The organism is Thioalkalivibrio sp. ALE19 (assembly GCF_000428605.1).
GTDB lineage: Bacteria > Pseudomonadota > Gammaproteobacteria > Ectothiorhodospirales > Ectothiorhodospiraceae > Thioalkalivibrio.
In genome coordinates, this window is record NZ_AUAG01000010.1 from 41,568 (window position 1) to 57,563 (window position 15,996).

Sequence of the window (15,996 nt, forward strand, 5' to 3'; positions counted from 1 at the left end):
TAATGACCGAGATGGGCGCTCAGAGCGCTTCGGTTCCGGTTTCACCCGTGCGGATTCGCAGGACCTGCTCGACCGGCGAGACAAAGATCTTTCCGTCCCCGATCTTGCCGGTGCTCGCGGCCTTCGAAACGGCTTCGATCACCTGGTCGACCAGGCTGTCATCCACCGCAACCTCCAGCTTGACCTTGGGCAGAAAGTCCACGACGTATTCAGCACCGCGGTACAGTTCGGTGTGGCCGCGCTGGCGACCGAAACCCTTGACTTCGGTCATGGTGATGCCCTGCACACCGATCTCGGACATCGCCTCGCGCACATCATCAAGCTTGAACGGCTTGATCACGGCAGTAATCATCTTCATGTCAGACTCCTCTCCGGCGAGCCGCTGCCCGGGGGCAACGACCCGCAACGATGTTTTGCTTCCGGTTCAACGATCAGAAGGATTTCGACCAGCCCACCCAGGCGCGCATGTCTTCGTCATCGACATCGGCGTAGGCCAGGTTCAGGCTGAATTCGCCGAACTCGCCGGCATCGCGGGCGAGGCTGGCGGAGTAGTGGGTGTAATCGTCATTTTCGCTGTCGTCGTACGTCTGACGTCCGACCATGAAACCGGCGCTGTAGACCTCGGCGAACGGCACATCCAGGCCGCCGTAGAAATAGACGTCGTCGCTTTCCAGAAGCGACTCGGACGCGCTGTCGGTCACCACCCACTGAACACCGCCGTAAAAACCGATCATGTCCATGTCATAACTGACTGACCCGACCAGTTCGCCGAAGTCGTAGCTCACAGACGAACTATCGCCAGTATCCACATTGGTGATAGAGGCATCTGGGTAGGCGTAGTACACGTAGCCCACGTCATAGCCGAAACCGTTATCGAACGAATCGGCGAATCCAAGATAGAGATCCAGTTCATAGGTGGTATCGTCCTCAACCAACTCGTCATCGTCGTTGAGACCTGTCCCGAAATCCACGTTGGAAGCCCAGGTACCCATGTAGAACCCGGAGGCATGCTCCCAGTCAAAACCACCCTGGATTGCGGCACCCCCGTCGGTTTCGGAGAAACCGCGCAGTTCATAATCGGAAACAATTGAAATGTTGGCCGAGAATTCAGCGGCCGCGCTGGAAGTAAAGACGACACCCCCGGTGGACCCGACGGCCAGGATCGCGGTGGCGACGGCGGAATAGGCGAATTTCTTCATTGATTGACTCCCTCTGCGTGTTTTCTGGATGTCGCTGCTTGTCGACACCCGTTCCTTGCAGGGGGCGTGCCAGAAACGTGAAACGGGGCAAAATCCGGTTTTATGCAACGCTGTTGCGGGCAAACCACGGGTGATTGCCACGAACGGGTGCAATCACAAAGTGCAGACGCACCAAAAGAGGGCAATACGAGCCGGGGACGCCACCGGAAAGGGCGCCGCGCGGGAAGGGGCAGTGCGGGAAGGCTGTGAGGGAAACAGGAGCAGGAAGCGCGGAAGCGTCCTGCCGGTCGGTCGGGGCCTGCTCGGTCTCAGTCGGTGGCGAGCGAGCCGCGTTCGATGGTGATGCCCACCTCGCGCACCCCGGCCACCGCGCCCGGTTTGCCCAGGGTAATGCGCAGCCACGGCGAACCGAACTGCGCCATCAGGGTCTCGGCGATCTCCTCGGCGAGGGATTCGAGCAGGATGTGGGGTTCGCGGGTCACGATGGCCCGCACCGCGTTGGCCACGGCCTCGTAGTCAACCGTGTCTTCGATCTCGCCGGAGTGGGCGGCCACGCGAGTGTCCGCCGCCAGCTCGATGTCGAAGCGCAGCGGGCGCTGCATGCGCTGTTCCCAGTCGTAGACGCCGACCACGGCGGGGATTTCGAGATCGCGCAGATAGATACGGTCCATGCGGGACACCGGGGACACAGGGTTGCGAAGGGGCTTATCGTACTGCCTGCCCCCGCCCGCGTACACCGGGGCGTGCGATCGTGGCGCAACGCGCTACCATGCCCGGACAGTCCGACCGAGCAGCGTCGCCAGGAGAGCCGCCGCATGTCCACCACTTCGTTTCAGCCACTGCCGTGGACCCGGACCCCCGAGGGGGCCCTGCGCCGGGTCGGCGTGGAAATCGAGATGGCGGGCGTCTCGCTGGAGACGATGGCCCGCGCCATCATCGACGAATTCGGCGGGCAAATCGAGGCCGAGCATGCCTTCGTGCTGCATGTCCGCGACAGCGACGCGGGGGATTTCCAGCTGGAGCTGGATGCCCGCGTACTCAAGGACCGCGGCTATCGCGAGCACCTGGCCCGCCTGGGGGTCGACCTGGAAGACCGCGACCAGGAAGCACTGGAGGCCTGGCTGGCCGATGCCGCCGGGCGCCTGGTCCCGCACGAGATCGTCGCGCCACCCCTGGAACCTGCGCAGCTGCCCCGACTGGACCGGGTGCGTGCCGCGCTGCAACAGGAAGGCGCGCTGGGGACCGAGCGCTCGCTGCTGTACGCGTTCGGGCTGCAGCTGAACATCGAGATCCACAGCCGCGAGCCCGAATGGCTGCTGGCCGTACTGCGGGCCTTCGTGCTCATGTACGAGATCCTCGCGCAGGCGGGGGCCATCGACCTGTCGCGCCGCCTGTCGCCCTACATCCGGCCGTTCCCGGGCGCCTTCGTGCGCTACATCCTCGATCCCGATTTCACCCCGGACCGCGCATCGCTGATCGACACCTGGCTGGCGCACAACCCCACGCGCAACCGTCCACTGGACCTGCTCCCGGTGCTGGCGGAGCTGGACCCCGAACGCGTTGCGGCGGCGCCGGTGGAACACGAACTGATCAAGCCGCGCCCGGCCCTGCACTACCGCCTGCCGGACTGCCGCATCGACGACCCGAGCTGGAGCCTGGCGCACCCGCTGAACGGCTGGGTGGAAGTGGAACAGCTGGCCGCTCACCCCGAACGTCTGGAACGGCTCGCGCGGGAGTATCTGGAGCGCCCGGGCCAGGCAGTTGGCCGCTGGACCGATGAATGGATGCAGCGACTGCGTGCCTGGTTCTGAGCGCCCGCAGCGTCCGGTGATCGCCGTCACCGGCCCGGACCGTGGCGGCACGCCCGCGTGGCTGTTCACCGCCCTGGCGGTGTGGCGGGCCGGCGGCCGCCCCCTGCGCATCCGCCCCGGGCGTCCCCGCCGCAACCGGCGCATCGACGCCCTGATCGTCGGTGGCGGGCCCGACGTCGATCCCGGGCTTTATCGCGAGACGCTGCCCGACGGCCCGGACAGCGCGGCGATCCGGCAGGCCGAACGACGCCTGTCGCAGCGCCTGATCGGCTACGCCTTCTATCCCGCGCTGTGGCTGCTGCGCCGGCTGTTTCAGTCGAAGAGCTCATCGCTGGATCCGGAGCGCGACCGGCTGGAGAAATCCCTGATCCACCACGCGCTGGACGAGCACCTGCCGATCCTCGGCATCTGCCGCGGGATGCAGCTGATCAACGTGGTGCGCGGCGGCAGTCTGCATCGCGACCTGGCCGCGTTCCACGCGGAGACCCCCAACGCCCGCAGCCTCTTGCCGGTCAAGCAGGTACGACTGGATCCGCACTCGCGGCTGTCCGCCATCCTTGGCGATGCACCGCTGCGCGTGAACGCCCTGCACGATCAGGCCGTCGACCGCCTTGGCCACGACCTGAACGTTGTCGGACGCGAACCCTCACGCGTGGTCCAGGCCATCGAGGCCGGCGGCCGCGATTTCTGCATCGGCGTGCAGTGGCACCCCGAATACCTGCCGCAGAAGGCCCGCCACCAGCGCCTGTTCCGGGCGCTGGTGGCCGCGGCCTGCGCCCCCCGCACTCGCACCGGGTCCGAATAGATACTTGCGAACCTTGTGGAAAACCTCTAGCTTGGCCGGACAATCCGAAGGTTCTTCTTCACCGGGTGGGCACATCCACCCGGCGGGCGATCGTCACACAACCCCGGCCCGCCGGCTCCGAACAGGGAAATCCCTGCCCGTCGCCGGCCGGCCCGCGACCCGGGTACGCTCCGATGACCGACGAGCAACAAGCGCAAGGAGAGCCGCCGCTCCCGGAGACCCTGGAGCAGGCGCGGGAGCGCATACGGGAACTGGAAACCGAACAGGAAGGTGCCCAACGGACCCTGGAAGAACTGCGCCTGCACCAGGAAGAGCTGCACGCCCAGAACGAGGAACTGCGGCAGACGCAGCAGGCCCTGGCTCAGGCCAGTCAGCGCTATCAGGATCTGTTCGACTTTGCCCCCGTGGCGTTCCTGGTTCTCGATGCCAACGGGGAAACGCTGGAAGTCAATCGCACCGCGACGCGCATGCTGGGACTGCCACGCAGCCATCTGCTTCAGCAGCCACTGCGGCGGTTCCTCGACACCTCCAGCCGCGAGCCGTTCCACCAGCTTCTGGCCGCCGCCGGACACGGCGCGCCGCCGGAGGATTTCGAGCTGGTACTCAACACGCCCGAGCAATCGGAACTGCACGTGCAGGTCAGCCTTTCCCCGGATCACGACCCGGCGGGTCTGCGTTTCCGTCTGGCCATGGTGGATGTCACGGCCCGCAAGCGCGCCGAGCAGCATCAGCGTCTGGCCGCCACGGTGTTCGAGGAAAGCAACGAAGGCATCATCGTGACCGATGCCCGTGCCCGCATCCAGCGGGTCAATCATGCATTCACCATCGTCACCGGATATCAGGAAGACGAAGTCGTCGGCCGCACTCCGGGTCTGCTCTCATCGGGGCGCCATGACCACAGCTTCTACGAACACATGTGGAACCGGCTCCAGGAGGAAGGCCACTGGATGGGAGAGGTCTGGAACCGGCGCAAGAACGGCGAACTCTACCCGGAGTGGCTGAAGATCAACGCGGTCACCGACCGGGACGGGAACATCCGGCATTACGTCGGGATCTTTTCCGACATCGGTGATCACGGCCAGACGGGACAGGATGTCGAACGCTTTGCTTTCTATGATGCACTCACCGGACTCCCCAACCGGACCCTGCTGCACGAACGCCTCAAGCACGGCCTGATGCGCTCCAAACGCGACGGCAGGATGGTCGGCGTGTTCTATCTGGATCTGGACGGCTTCAAGACCCTCAACGACACGCTTGGCCATCAGGCCGGGGATCAGTTGTTGCAGCAGGCGGCGGAACGGCTGCAGAAGGTCGTCCGCCCCTCCGATACGGTCGCGCGGCTGGGCGGCGACGAATTCACCGTAGTGCTGTGCGAACTGGACGACGAGGAGACGGCGATGCAGACCGCCCGACGGGTGGCCAGCGACATCCTCGCGGCCCTGCGGCGCCCGTTCCACATTCACGGTAACGAAGTCATCTCCGGGGGAAGCATCGGCATCGCCCTGTTCCCGCGGGACGGCTCGACCTGCAGCGAACTCGCCAAGCATGCCGACATCGCGATGTATCAGGCCAAGGAGGACGGGGGGCAGGGCTACGCCTTTTTTGCCCCCGAGATGAATCGCCAGCTCGAACGCCGGGTATCGCTCGAGAACCAGCTCCGGCACGCCCTGGGACGCAACGAACTGAGCCTCGCCTTCCAGCCGGTGGTGGATACCCGGCAGGGGCGCGTGGTGGGCGTGGAGGCCCTGATGCGCTGGGACGGCTTCGACGGCTCGGTCTCGCCCCTGGAGTTCATCCCGATCCTCGAGAACCTCGGCCTCGGCGCGGAACTGGCCCGCTGGACCCTGGAGCAGGCCTGCAATGCCCTGCGCGACTGGGCATTCCCCGGCGCCGACGAGCTGTGGCTGGCCGTGAATTTCTCTCCCCGACAGCTCCACGGCCTGGCCGCGGGGGACCTCCGCGACACCTTCGCGCAGACCGGAGTGGAACCGACGCGGGTGGTCGTGGAAGCGACCGAGGACCATTTCCGGGACGATGCGGGCTCCGTCATCTCGACCCTTCACGATCTGCGCAGCCTGGGGGTGCGGGTCGCCCTGGACGACTTCGGGACCGGTCATTCGTCGCTGGCGAGGCTGCGCCACATGCCGATCGACATCATCAAGCTGGACCGCAGCTTCGTCCGCGGCCTGCCGGAGGACACCTGTGACCTCGCAATCGTCAACACGGTGATGACCATGGCCCGGCATCTGGACATGCGCTTTCTCGCCGAAGGTGTGGAAACCGGTGAACAGCTCGGGCTCCTGCGGGACCATGGCTGCGACTTGATCCAGGGATACGTTTACATTCCCCCGCTACCGGCCGACGACTGTGCCCGCTGGTGCGAGGCATTTCATCGCGGGGATTTCACATGAGCCCGGCACCCGACTACATCGTCGGCATCGGGGCCTCCGCCGGCGGGCTCGAGGCCCTGGATGCGTTTTTCCAGCAGATGCCTCCGGACAGCGGGCTGGGATTCGTAGTGGTCCAGCACCTGTCGCCCGACTACAAGAGCCTGATGGCCGAACTGCTGTCGCGGCACACCGAAATGCCCGTGCAGCGTGCCGAGGACGGCGAGACCGTAGCCGCCAACCAGGTGTATCTGATCCCGCCGCGCAAGAACCTGACGCTGTTCCACGGCAAGCTGATCCTGAGCGAACAGGACGCCAGTCGCGGCGTGAACCTCCCGATCGATGTCTTCCTGCGCTCCCTGGCCGAAGATCAGGGCGAACGCGCAATCGCCGTCATCCTGTCCGGAACCGGGTCCGACGGCACCCGCGGCATCCGCGCGATCAAGGAACAGGGCGGGATGATCATGGCGCAGTCCGCCGATTCGGCCAAGTTCGACGGCATGCCGCGCAGCGCCGCGGCCACTGGCCTCCCGGACTTCGTGCTGCCACCGGAGGAGATGCCACGCCTGCTGCAGTCGTTCGTGCAGCACCCGCATTCCGCCAAGGCCGAGGGCCCCGGCGTCATCGTCACCGACGAGGATGCCCTCACCCGGATCTTTGCGCTGCTGCGCGAAGATTCCAGCATCGACTTCACCTTCTACAAGTCCAGCACCGTCGTCCGCCGCATCGAACGCCGGATGACGGTCAATGAAATCGGCGAACTGCGGGATTATGCCCGCTATCTCGAACGCCATCCCGGCGAAGTGGACACCCTCCGGCGGGAACTGCTGATCGGTGTCACCAGCTTTTTCCGGGATCGGGAAGTCTGGGAATACCTGGAGCAATCGGTGCTGCCAGGGCTGATCGAGAACAGCGGCAAAAACGGCCTGCGCTTCTGGGTGGCCGGCTGCTCCACCGGCGAGGAAGCCTACAGCCTGGCCATCGTCACCCGGGAGGTCATGGACCGCCTCGGCATCACCGTGGACGTGAAGATCTTCGCCACCGACGTGGACCGCAATGCCGTCCAGAACGCCGGCAACGGCATATACCCGGAAAGCATCGTCGCCGATCTGCCGCCGGACCTTCTGGCCAAGTACTTTCAGCGCCAGGACGAACATTTCCGGATCGCCCGGCGCATCCGGGAAATGGTGGTGTTCGCGCCGCACGACCTGCTGCGGGACCCCCCGTTCACCAACATCCAGCTGGTGTCCTGCCGCAACCTGCTGATCTATCTGCAGCCCGTGCTGCAGAAAAAGGTCCTGGATCTGTTCAACTTCTCCCTGAGCCCGGACGGTGTCCTCGTCCTCGGCAACAGCGAGACCGTGGGTGACGCGCCCGACACCTACGAACCCGTCGAGCAGAAACTGCGGATCTTTCGCACCCTCGGGAAGCGGCGTCTGGCCGAGGACCGGGAACCCCGCGACCACGGTATCCGCACGAACCGGTCCCCCGCCGGAACATCGGGCCGTCCGCCACGGCGCGACCACGACGAGGAGCGTCTGCTCGGACGTCTGATGGAGGCGCTGGGCGAAGACATCCTTCCCCTCACCCTGAGTGGTGACCCAGGACCTGGAACTGCGCCACGTCATCGGCAACCCCGAGGGCTATCTCGGCATGCCGTCGGGCCGCGTGCAGCACGACGTCACTCGCCTGGCGACGGACGACCTGGCCACGCCCCTGGCCACCGGGCTGCAGAAAGTCTTCAATACCGGGGAACGCGCCAGCTACAGCAATGTCCATCTGCGCCTGCGCGAGGAAAAACAGGTCGTGGAGCTGCGCATGCTGCCGCTGCCCGCGCACAAGGGGCAGGCGCCCCTGGCCGCGGTGGTCATCCGTCCGCAGTACCAGCAGCCCTCATCCGGCGACGAGGCGGTGGTCTACGACCTCGACCAGGAGACGCAGCAGCGCATCGCCGATCTGGAGGCCGAACTGCAGTTCACGCGCGAAAACCTGCAGGCCACGGTGGAAGAGCTGGAAACCGCCAACGAAGAACTCCAGGCGTCCAATGAAGAACTCCAGGCCTCGAACGAGGAACTGCAGAGCACCAACGAAGAGCTCCAGTCGGTCAACGAGGAACTGCACACCGTCAACGCCGAATACCAGAGCAAGATCAGCGAGCTCTACGAGCTCAACAACGATCTCGACAACCTCCTTTCGGCCAATGGCATTGCTTCCCTGTTCCTCGACAGTCAGCTGCGGATCCGGCGCTACACCCCGGCTCTGACGGAGGTCTGCCACATCACCGACGCCGACATCGGAAGTCATCTGGCGGAGGTCTGCCGCCGCCTGGGCCCGCAGGACCTCCCCGAACTCGCCCATCAGGTCCAGCGGGAACGTCAGCCCGCCGAACGCGAGGTGCAGCCGGGACGGGGCCGCTGGTACCTGCTAACCATGCACCCCTACCAGGTCGGCAGCGAATACACCTCCTCGGTAGTAATGAGCCTGGTGGACGTCACCCACCTGAAGGACACGCAGCTCGCGCTCGAGGCGTCCCAGCTGCATTTCCGCCGCCTGTTCGACGAAGCGCCGCACATCATCCTGCTGCTGGACCCGCAGGGGTGGATCCGGGAGGGGAACCGGACAGCCCGCGAACGGCTGGGCTGTGGCATCGAGGATCTGCAAGCGCTCGATCTTCGCGAGCTCATCCCCGGCCCGCCCGCTGAAACCGACGGTCACCAGGTTCTGGAAACCCTGCTGCAGGGTACGCCGATCAGTGACGGACACATCCGCCTGCGCACGCCCGACGGCACGGAGATCCCCACGGAGGCCAGCGGGGTGCCCGAAATGGTCGAGGGTCGTGTCACCGGCGCGCGCATCGTGCTGCGCGACATGCGCGAGCGCGCTCAAACCGGGGACGGATAGGCGACACGCAACCCGCCCAGGCCGCAGTAGCCGTCCGGGACCTTCGCCAGATACTGCTGGTGGTAGTCCTCGGCGAAGTAATAGGCCTCCAGCTCGCGGATCTCGGTGGTGACCGGTCCCAGTCCCGCTGCCTGCAGCGCGGCGTTGAAGCGCTCGCGGCTGGCCAGCGCGGCCTCGTAATGGACCGGATCCACGGTGTAGATCCCGGAGCGGTACTGGGTCCCGACATCATTGCCCTGACGCATCCCCTGGGTCGGGTCATGTCCCTCCCAGAAGGTGCGGAACAGGGTCTCCTTCGACACCGCGCGTGGATCGAACACCACCCGCACCAGTTCGGCATGGCCGGTCCGGCCGCTGCAGACCTCGCGGTAGGTCGGATTGGGGGTGTACCCGCCGCCGTAACCCACGCTGGTGGAATACACCCCGTCGAGCTGCCAGAACAGTCGCTCGGCGCCCCAGAAGCAGCCCATGCCGAAGTGGATGATTTCCATGCCATCGGGGTACGGCGGCGCCAGCGGGGTCCCCAGCACCGCATGGCGTTCCGGCACCGGCATGGCCTCGCCCCGGCCGGGCAGGGCGCTCTCGGGCTCCACCATCTGCGGCTGCATCCAGTCGCCGAACATCATTCGCTCCCGTGGTCGCCGGCCGGGCGCAGCCGCAGCAGCTCGCCGGGGTTATGGTCGGTCAGCACCCAGATCGCGCCGTCGTGTACGCGCACGTCGCGCACCCGGCGGTCCAGATCGGGCAGTACCTCCACCTCGCTGACCAGCTCGCGATCATCGAAAGTCAGACGGCGCAGGGTACGGTGGGCCAGCCCGCCCGCCAGCAGGTCGCCGTCCCAGTCGGCAAAGGCCGGATCCCGCAGGATCGCCATGCCGGAAGGCGCAATCGACGGCGTCCAGTGGTGCAACGGGGAGACCATCCCCTCCTTCTCGGTGATGCCCTCGCCGATCTGGCCGCCACCGTACTCCTCGCCATGGGTAATCACCGGCCAGCCGTAGTTGTTGCCCGGCTCGATGATGTTGACCTCGTCCCCGCCCTGCGGACCGTGCTGGTTCTCCCACAGGACGCCGGTCTCGGGGTCCATCACCATGCCCTGGGAGTTGCGCACGCCATACGCCCAGATCGCGTCGCGCCGGTCCGCATCATCCACGAACGGGTTGTCCGCCGGGATCGTACCGTCGTCATGCAGACGGATGATGGTACCGATGTGGTTGGAGGGATCCTGTGCCTGATGACGGTCCCCGCGGTCGCCGACGCTGATGAACACGTGAGCGTCGTCGTCGAACACGATGCGGCTGCCGAAATGGCGCCCGCCCCGCACGCCCGGCTCGGCGGTAAACAGGGTCTCGACGTCGTTCAGGGCCCCGTCCTCGAGACGCCCGCGCGCCAGACGCGTGGTCAGCCCGCCGTCCACGCTGGCCGCATAGGTGAAGTACAGCCAGCGGTTGTCGGCGAAATCCGGGTGCAGGGCCAGGTCCAGCAACCCGCCCTGATTCCGCGCCCGCAGGTCATCCGGCAGCCCCGGCACCAGTTCACCCCGACCGGAAAAATCCGGGCCGTCGTCGCCGGCCGGGAAATGCCGCAGCGCGCCCGGGCGCTCGCTGATCAGCGCGCCACCGTCGGGCAGGAACGCAATGGCCCAGGGATGATTGAGCCCCTCGTGCAGGATCTCCACCGACAGCCCGTCGGCCGAGGCCTCCACCGTCTCGGGCGACGGGGCCGAGGCCCCGGAGCATCCCGCGACCAGAAAACTGCCGGCCAGCATCGCGGCCAGGCTGCGACGCAGCACGTGAACCGGTTTCGTCATGACGTCTCTCCCCGTGGATGCCTGTTCTCATTGGTCCGAACGAACGCCACCGGGGTTCCGGGACGACCCCGCCACGCCCTCCGGCTGGCAGACCGGACACCACCAGGTCGCACGCCCGTGCTGCCCCAGCAGGGCCCGCCGCACGACGGCGGCACAGCGCCGGCAGGCCTCGCCTTCACGCCCGTAGACGTACAGGAAGGCATCCGGCTCCGCACGCTCCCGCGTGATCCGCGGCCCCGGGCGCAGGTTGCGCCGCAGCAGCCGCACCGCGTCGGCATGCAGCGCCCGCAGCACGGGGTCGCTCACCCGCCCGACCGGGGTCCGCGGGTGACAGCCATGCAGAAACAGCAATTCCGATTTGTAGACGTTGCCGATCCCCGCCGCCAGCGACTGGTCGAGCAGCACGTCCGCCAGCGGACGGTCCGCAGTCGCGTCCCGGCGCACCCGCGCCACCACCGCGTCGATATCCACGTCGGTGGCCAGCAGGTCCGGCCCCACCCGGGCATTAAGACGCTCGACGTCCGCCGCTTCCGACCCCACCGCGGGCATCCGGCGCCAGGCCAGTTCGCGCGGGTGGAAACACACCAGCATCCGGTCCTCCAGGGTCAGCACCGCGTGGGCCTGGGGCGCGGGCTTCGACCATTCCGCGCCGCGCGCGTATTCGTGCCAGGTGCCCCACATCCCGAGGTGGGTGCGCAGCAGCCACGGCGTAGCGTCGGCAGCGATCAGTTCCATCAGCAGGTGCTTGCCGCGGGCCCGCAGCGCATCGGCCCGCATCGGGCCGTGCTCGCGCAGAGGTTCACCGCGTGCGGCGCGGGTCGCCACCGCCTCCAGCGCCGCCCCTTCCAGGCGCGGGCGCAGCATGGCCGCCAGCCGGTGGATGGTGTCGCCCTCGGGCATGGGTCAGTAGAGCGGGGGCTCGCCCTCGGGACGCGTGCGGAACAGGCGCAGGGTCCACAGATACTGTGCCGGAGCCTGTTCCACGCCCCGTTCGATGGCGGCGTTCATGGCCCGGGCATCGGCCGCATCGTCGCCCGAGGGGAAGTCCTCCATTGGAGGCCACAGGCGCATCACGTATTCGTCGCGGGCGAGGTCGTACCAGGCGAAACTCGGCAGCACCACGGCCCGCGACATGCGCGCCAGCCGCCCCAGGGCGGTCAGCGTGGCCTTGGGCACGCCGAAGAAATCCACGAACACCGCACCGTCGGCGCCCAGGTCCTCGTCCGGCAGGTAATAGAAGAACCGCCCGCGGCGCAGCTGGCGGATCGCCGGGCGCAGCCCCTGTTCGCGGGCGAAGATGTCCCCGGAGTAGCGGGTGCGGCTGCGGTGGTTGATCCACTCCAGCACCGGGTTCTTCATCGGCTTGGCGAAGGAGACCCCGTCGTACATCTGGCTCATGCGCACCCCGCCGTAATCCAGCCCCAGCGAGTGCGGGGCGAGGATGATCACCGGGGTCCCGTCGGAGCGCGCGCGCTCGTAGTGCTCCAGCCCGTCCACCCGGATGCGCGAGGCATGCTCGCCGGGCTTGCCGAACCACAGCAGGCCATAGTCCAGCACGGTCTGCGCCTGGTAGCGGTAGAAGGCGGCCAGCCGCGCTTCGCGCTCGGCCGCATCCAGCTGCGGGAAGCACAGCTCGAGGTTGCGTTCGGCGATCCGGCGGCTGCGCCCCGAGCGGCGGTACAGCAGGCGGCCGATACCCCGCGCCAGCGCCTGCACCGCCGGACGCGGGATCTGCTGCAGCACCCAGGCCAGCGCAACGCCGACCCAGGTGAGCCAGTAGCGGGGGGCGAAATGCCGCGCGGTCAGCGGCGCCCGGTAGGCACCGACGTCCGCCTCCTCCCCGGGGGCATCGTCACGGCTCATGTGTCCGCATCACCCCCGGCCTCCAGCAGGCGGCGGGCGCGCTTCGCGGAGACCTCCATTTCCTTGACCGCCTGCAGGTCGCCCTTCTCCTCGGCGATGGCCATGCCCCGCTCGCAGACCTCCAGCGCACGCCGCGGGCGCTCCAGTGCCACCAGGGTCTTTGCCAGCAGTTTCCACGCCGCGGAGTAGCCCTCGTCCAGTTCCAGCGCGCGCTCCAGGTGCTCCACCGCCGCCTCCTGCTGGCCATCGGTCACCAGGGCGTTGCCCAGCGAGAAGCGCAGCATCGCGGAGTCCTCGCCTCCGTCCAGCATGTTCTGGAAACGTTCGACCATCTGTGACATGGACGACCTCCTGTCCTTGAATTCGCTCCTACCCTAGCGCTGCCAGAACGCCGGGGACAGAAGCACCAGCACGGTGAAGATTTCCAGCCGCCCCATCAGCATGGCGAGGATCAGCACCCACTTGCTGAAGTCGTTGATGGACTGGAAGTTCGGCCCCACCTCGCCCAGGCCGGGGCCGAGGTTGTTGAGGGTGGCCGCCACCGCCGAGAACGCCGTCACCTGATCCAGGCCCGAGGCCATCACCGCCAGCATCATCACCACGAACACCATCACATAGGCCGCGAGGAAGCCCCACACCGCCTGCACCACGCGGTCCGGGGCCTCCTTGCCATTGACCTTCACGGCGATGCGCGCATGCGGATGGATCAGGCGCTTCACCTCGCGCATGCCCTGCTTCATCAGCAGCAAAACGCGCACCACCTTGATGCCGCCACCGGTGGATCCGGTGCAGCCGCCGACGAACGACAGGAAGATCAGCAGCACCGGCAGGAACCCCGGCCACAGGTAGAAGTCGTCAGTGGCGTAGCCGGTGGTGGTGCCGATGGACACCACGTGGAACGCGGCCCGACGGAAGGCATCCGCGCCGTCCGCGGCAAAGCCGGTCACCAGCATGTAGGCCACTACCACCGCCACCGCCGAGGCCATCAGGATCAGGTAGGTGCGCAGCTCCTCGTCGCGCCGGTAGGGCACGACCGACGCACGGTGCAGGGCGAGGAAATGCACCGCGAAGTTCATCCCGGCGATCAGCATGAAGATGATCGCCACGCCCTCGATGGCGGCGGAATCGAAGTGGCCGAGGCTGGCGTCGTAGGTGGAGAATCCGCCGATCGCCACGGTGGTGAAGGAGTGCGCGATCGCGTCGAAGACCTCCATCCCGGCGACCCAGTAGGCCACCGCACAGGCCACCGTCAGGCCGAGGTAGATGTACCACAGGTTGCGCGCGGTCTCGGCGATGCGCGGGGTCAGCTTGTTGTCGCGGATGGGTCCCGGGGTCTCGGCCTTGAACAGCTGCATGCCGCCCACGCCCAGCAGCGGCAGGATGGCCACCGCCAGCACGATGATGCCCATGCCGCCCATCCACTGCAGCTGCTGGCGATACCACAACAGCGCCTTCGGCATGTCGTCCAGGCCGGTCAGCACGGTGGCGCCGGTGGTCGTCAGGCCGGACATCGACTCGAACGCGGCATCGGTGAAGCTGACGTTCAGATGCGGGTCGAGCACCATCGGCGTCGCCCCGGCCAGGCCCAGACCCAGCCAGAACATCACCACCAGGATGAACCCGTCGCGCGGCTGCAGTTCGCGATGCGCGCGATACAGCGGCCCCCAGAGCATCCCGCCGACCAGCAGCAGCACGATGAACGCCTGCATGAACACGTACGCGGTGGACTCGTCGTAGATGTACCCGACGAGTGCGGGCGGCAGCATGCTCAGGCTGAACAGCGTGAGCAGGATCCCCAGCAGGCGCGCGGTGGAGGCGAGATGGAGCACGGCGGACGGCTCAGAAGAACAGCGGGCTGGGCTGGAACAGGCGCTGGACCTGCTTCACCTTGCCACGGTCGGTGAGGAACAGGATGACGTGATCCCCCGAGTGGATCACCGTGTCGTGGTGCGGGATGATGACCTCGTCGTCGCGCACCACGGCGCCGACGCTGGCCCCCTCCGGCAGGTTGATCTCGTCGATCCGGCGGTCCACCACCTGCGAGGTGCGCGAATCACCGCTGACTACGGTTTCAATCGCCTCGGCCGCGCCGCGGCGCAGGGTATGCACGGTGGCGGTCCCGCCCTCGCGCACCCGGGCCAGCAGGGCGCTCACCGTGGCCTGCTGCGGCGACAGCGCCACGTCGATGGTGCCGCTCTGCAGCAGATCCACGTAACTCGGGCGGTTGATCAGCGACATCACCTTGCGCACGCCGGAGCGCTTGGCCAGCATCCCGGCGAAGATGTTGGCCTGATCGTCGTTGGTCACCGCGCAGAAGACGTCGCTGTGCTCGACGTTGACCGCCTCCAGGAAGCGGTCGTCGGCGCTGTCACCCTGCAGCACCAGCACGTTGCCGGGCAGTTCCCGGGCGAGCTGATCCGCCCGCTCCGGGTCGCGCTCGATCACCTTCACCCGATAGCGCTTGCTCAGGGCCTCGGCCAGCCGCCGGCCGATGTTGCCGCCGCCGGCGATCATGATCCGCTTGTAGGGCTTCTCCAGCTTGCGCAGCTCGGAGGTGACGGCGCGGATGTTCTTCTTCGCCGCGACGAAGAAGACCTCGTCATCGGCCTCCACCACAGTGTCGCCGTCCGGCTGGATGGAACGCTCGTGACGGAAGATCGCCGCGACCCGGGTATGGACCCCCGGCATGTCGTAGCGCAGATTCTTCAGCTCGTGGCCCACCAGCGGCCCGCCGTAGTAGGCGCGCACGCCCACCAGCGACACCCGCCCCTCGGCGAACTCCAGGACCTGCAGCGAGCCGGGATGCTCGATCAGGCGCTGGATATGACTGGTGACGATCGCCTCCGGCGAGATCAGCATGTCCACCGGCATCGCGTCCTGGGCGAACAGCTCCGGGGTCTCGTGATAATCGCGGGCCCGCACCCGAGCGATCTTGGTCTCGATGTTGAACAGCGTGGAGCCGACCTGACAGGCCAGCATGTTGACCTCGTCGGAGTCGGTCACCGCCACCAGCATGGACGCGTCGCGCGCCCCGGCCGCATCCAGCACCGACGGATGGGCACCGAATCCGTGGACCGTCTTGATATCGAACTGGTCTTCCAGCTCGGCCAGGCGCTCGGCGCGGTTGTCGACGACGGTGATGTCGATCCCGTCGGCACTCAGGGCCTCGGCCAGGGAATGACCGACCTGACCGGCCCCCAGGATGATGATCTGTTTCATG

Annotated in this window: 14 protein-coding genes and 1 pseudogene; 5 read left to right on the plus strand and 10 right to left on the minus strand. The window is 67.0% G+C overall.

Going from position 1 to position 15,996, the window contains the following annotated elements:
• Window positions 1-19 precede the first annotated feature (19 nt).
• From glnK to folB, 3 genes are all read right to left on the minus strand, one after another.
• Window positions 20-358 carry a P-II family nitrogen regulator gene (gene glnK, locus F787_RS0105350; RefSeq protein ID WP_018869196.1) on the minus strand — a complete coding sequence of 113 codons (339 nt, stop codon included), beginning with the start codon at window positions 356-358 and terminating at the stop codon, window positions 20-22.
• 73 nt (window positions 359-431) lie between these two features.
• A complete protein-coding gene (locus tag F787_RS0105355) occupies window positions 432-1,199 on the minus strand; it encodes a TorF family putative porin (protein ID WP_028491529.1) in 768 nt (255 codons plus the stop codon).
• Between the two features lie 308 nt (window positions 1,200-1,507).
• Window positions 1,508-1,870 (minus strand): dihydroneopterin aldolase, encoded by a 363-nt coding sequence (gene folB / locus F787_RS0105360; protein WP_018869194.1) that lies wholly within the window; start codon window positions 1,868-1,870, stop codon window positions 1,508-1,510.
• Window positions 1,871-2,014: 144 nt separating this feature from the next.
• Here folB and F787_RS0105365 point away from each other — a divergent pair, with 144 nt between their 5' ends.
• The 5 genes and pseudogenes from F787_RS0105365 to F787_RS17140 all read left to right on the plus strand — a co-directional run bounded on the left by F787_RS0105365 (window position 2,015) and on the right by F787_RS17140 (window position 9,103).
• Complete coding sequence (locus F787_RS0105365) at window positions 2,015-3,010, plus strand: amidoligase family protein (RefSeq protein ID WP_028491530.1); 996 nt, start codon at window positions 2,015-2,017, stop codon at window positions 3,008-3,010.
• 16 nt (window positions 3,011-3,026) lie between these two features.
• Entirely contained in the window at window positions 3,027-3,815 is a 789-nt protein-coding gene (locus F787_RS0105370) for a gamma-glutamyl-gamma-aminobutyrate hydrolase family protein (RefSeq protein ID WP_028491531.1), read from the plus strand.
• A gap of 173 nt (window positions 3,816-3,988) precedes the next feature.
• Window positions 3,989-6,226 (plus strand): EAL domain-containing protein, encoded by a 2,238-nt coding sequence (locus F787_RS15485; protein ID WP_051246028.1) that lies wholly within the window; start codon window positions 3,989-3,991, stop codon window positions 6,224-6,226.
• Between the two features lie 77 nt (window positions 6,227-6,303).
• Window positions 6,304-7,545 (plus strand): annotated as a pseudogene (locus F787_RS17135) (chemotaxis protein CheB); the annotation flags it as partial.
• A 253-nt stretch (window positions 7,546-7,798) separates the two neighbouring features.
• Entirely contained in the window at window positions 7,799-9,103 is a 1,305-nt protein-coding gene (locus F787_RS17140; protein ID WP_231373399.1) for a PAS domain-containing protein, read from the plus strand.
• On the opposite strand, the gene msrA is transcribed toward F787_RS17140, so the two are convergent.
• From msrA to trkA, 7 genes are read right to left on the minus strand one after another with little or no spacing between them, the layout of a single operon-like run.
• Entirely contained in the window at window positions 9,085-9,726 is a 642-nt protein-coding gene (msrA, locus tag F787_RS0105385) for a peptide-methionine (S)-S-oxide reductase MsrA (protein ID WP_028491532.1), read from the minus strand. The genes F787_RS17140 and msrA overlap by 19 nt on opposite strands.
• Entirely contained in the window at window positions 9,726-10,913 is a 1,188-nt protein-coding gene (locus F787_RS0105390; protein WP_028491533.1) for a PQQ-dependent sugar dehydrogenase, read from the minus strand. Before F787_RS0105390 ends, msrA begins: the two co-directional genes overlap by 1 nt.
• A 27-nt stretch (window positions 10,914-10,940) precedes the next feature.
• Window positions 10,941-11,813, minus strand: coding sequence for an Fpg/Nei family DNA glycosylase (locus tag F787_RS0105395; RefSeq protein WP_028491534.1), 873 nt, complete (start codon window positions 11,811-11,813; stop codon window positions 10,941-10,943).
• A gap of 3 nt (window positions 11,814-11,816) precedes the next feature.
• Window positions 11,817-12,776 carry a lysophospholipid acyltransferase family protein gene (locus tag F787_RS0105400; RefSeq protein ID WP_028491535.1) on the minus strand — a complete coding sequence of 320 codons (960 nt, stop codon included), beginning with the start codon at window positions 12,774-12,776 and terminating at the stop codon, window positions 11,817-11,819.
• Window positions 12,773-13,117 carry a tetratricopeptide repeat protein gene (locus tag F787_RS0105405; RefSeq protein ID WP_019591552.1) on the minus strand — a complete coding sequence of 115 codons (345 nt, stop codon included), beginning with the start codon at window positions 13,115-13,117 and terminating at the stop codon, window positions 12,773-12,775. Before F787_RS0105405 ends, F787_RS0105400 begins: the two co-directional genes overlap by 4 nt.
• A 33-nt stretch (window positions 13,118-13,150) precedes the next feature.
• Window positions 13,151-14,605 (minus strand): TrkH family potassium uptake protein, encoded by a 1,455-nt coding sequence (locus F787_RS0105410; protein WP_028491536.1) that lies wholly within the window; start codon window positions 14,603-14,605, stop codon window positions 13,151-13,153.
• Window positions 14,606-14,615: 10 nt separating this feature from the next.
• Window positions 14,616-15,995, minus strand: a complete 1,380-nt coding sequence (gene trkA, locus F787_RS0105415) for a Trk system potassium transporter TrkA (protein ID WP_028491537.1) — start codon at window positions 15,993-15,995, stop codon at window positions 14,616-14,618.
• Between the last annotated feature and the right edge of the window lies 1 nt (window position 15,996).

What these genes read in the sequence shown, in the direction of transcription:
- F787_RS15485 (WP_051246028.1), top strand. Translation starts at nt 3,989, where the DNA reads ATGACCGACGAGCAACAAGCGCAAGGAGAGCCGCCGCTCCCGGAGACC.
- msrA (WP_028491532.1), bottom strand. Translation starts at nt 9,726, where the DNA reads ATGTTCGGCGACTGGATGCAGCCGCAGATGGTGGAGCCCGAGAGCGCC.
- F787_RS0105405 (WP_019591552.1), bottom strand. Translation starts at nt 13,117, where the DNA reads ATGTCACAGATGGTCGAACGTTTCCAGAACATGCTGGACGGAGGCGAG.
- F787_RS0105400 (WP_028491535.1), bottom strand. Translation starts at nt 12,776, where the DNA reads ATGAGCCGTGACGATGCCCCCGGGGAGGAGGCGGACGTCGGTGCCTAC.
- glnK (WP_018869196.1), bottom strand. Translation starts at nt 358, where the DNA reads ATGAAGATGATTACTGCCGTGATCAAGCCGTTCAAGCTTGATGATGTG.
- trkA (WP_028491537.1), bottom strand. Translation starts at nt 15,995, where the DNA reads ATGAAACAGATCATCATCCTGGGGGCCGGTCAGGTCGGTCATTCCCTG.
- folB (WP_018869194.1), bottom strand. Translation starts at nt 1,870, where the DNA reads ATGGACCGTATCTATCTGCGCGATCTCGAAATCCCCGCCGTGGTCGGC.
- F787_RS0105365 (WP_028491530.1), top strand. Translation starts at nt 2,015, where the DNA reads ATGTCCACCACTTCGTTTCAGCCACTGCCGTGGACCCGGACCCCCGAG.
- F787_RS0105355 (WP_028491529.1), bottom strand. Translation starts at nt 1,199, where the DNA reads ATGAAGAAATTCGCCTATTCCGCCGTCGCCACCGCGATCCTGGCCGTC.
- F787_RS0105390 (WP_028491533.1), bottom strand. Translation starts at nt 10,913, where the DNA reads ATGACGAAACCGGTTCACGTGCTGCGTCGCAGCCTGGCCGCGATGCTG.
- F787_RS0105395 (WP_028491534.1), bottom strand. Translation starts at nt 11,813, where the DNA reads ATGCCCGAGGGCGACACCATCCACCGGCTGGCGGCCATGCTGCGCCCG.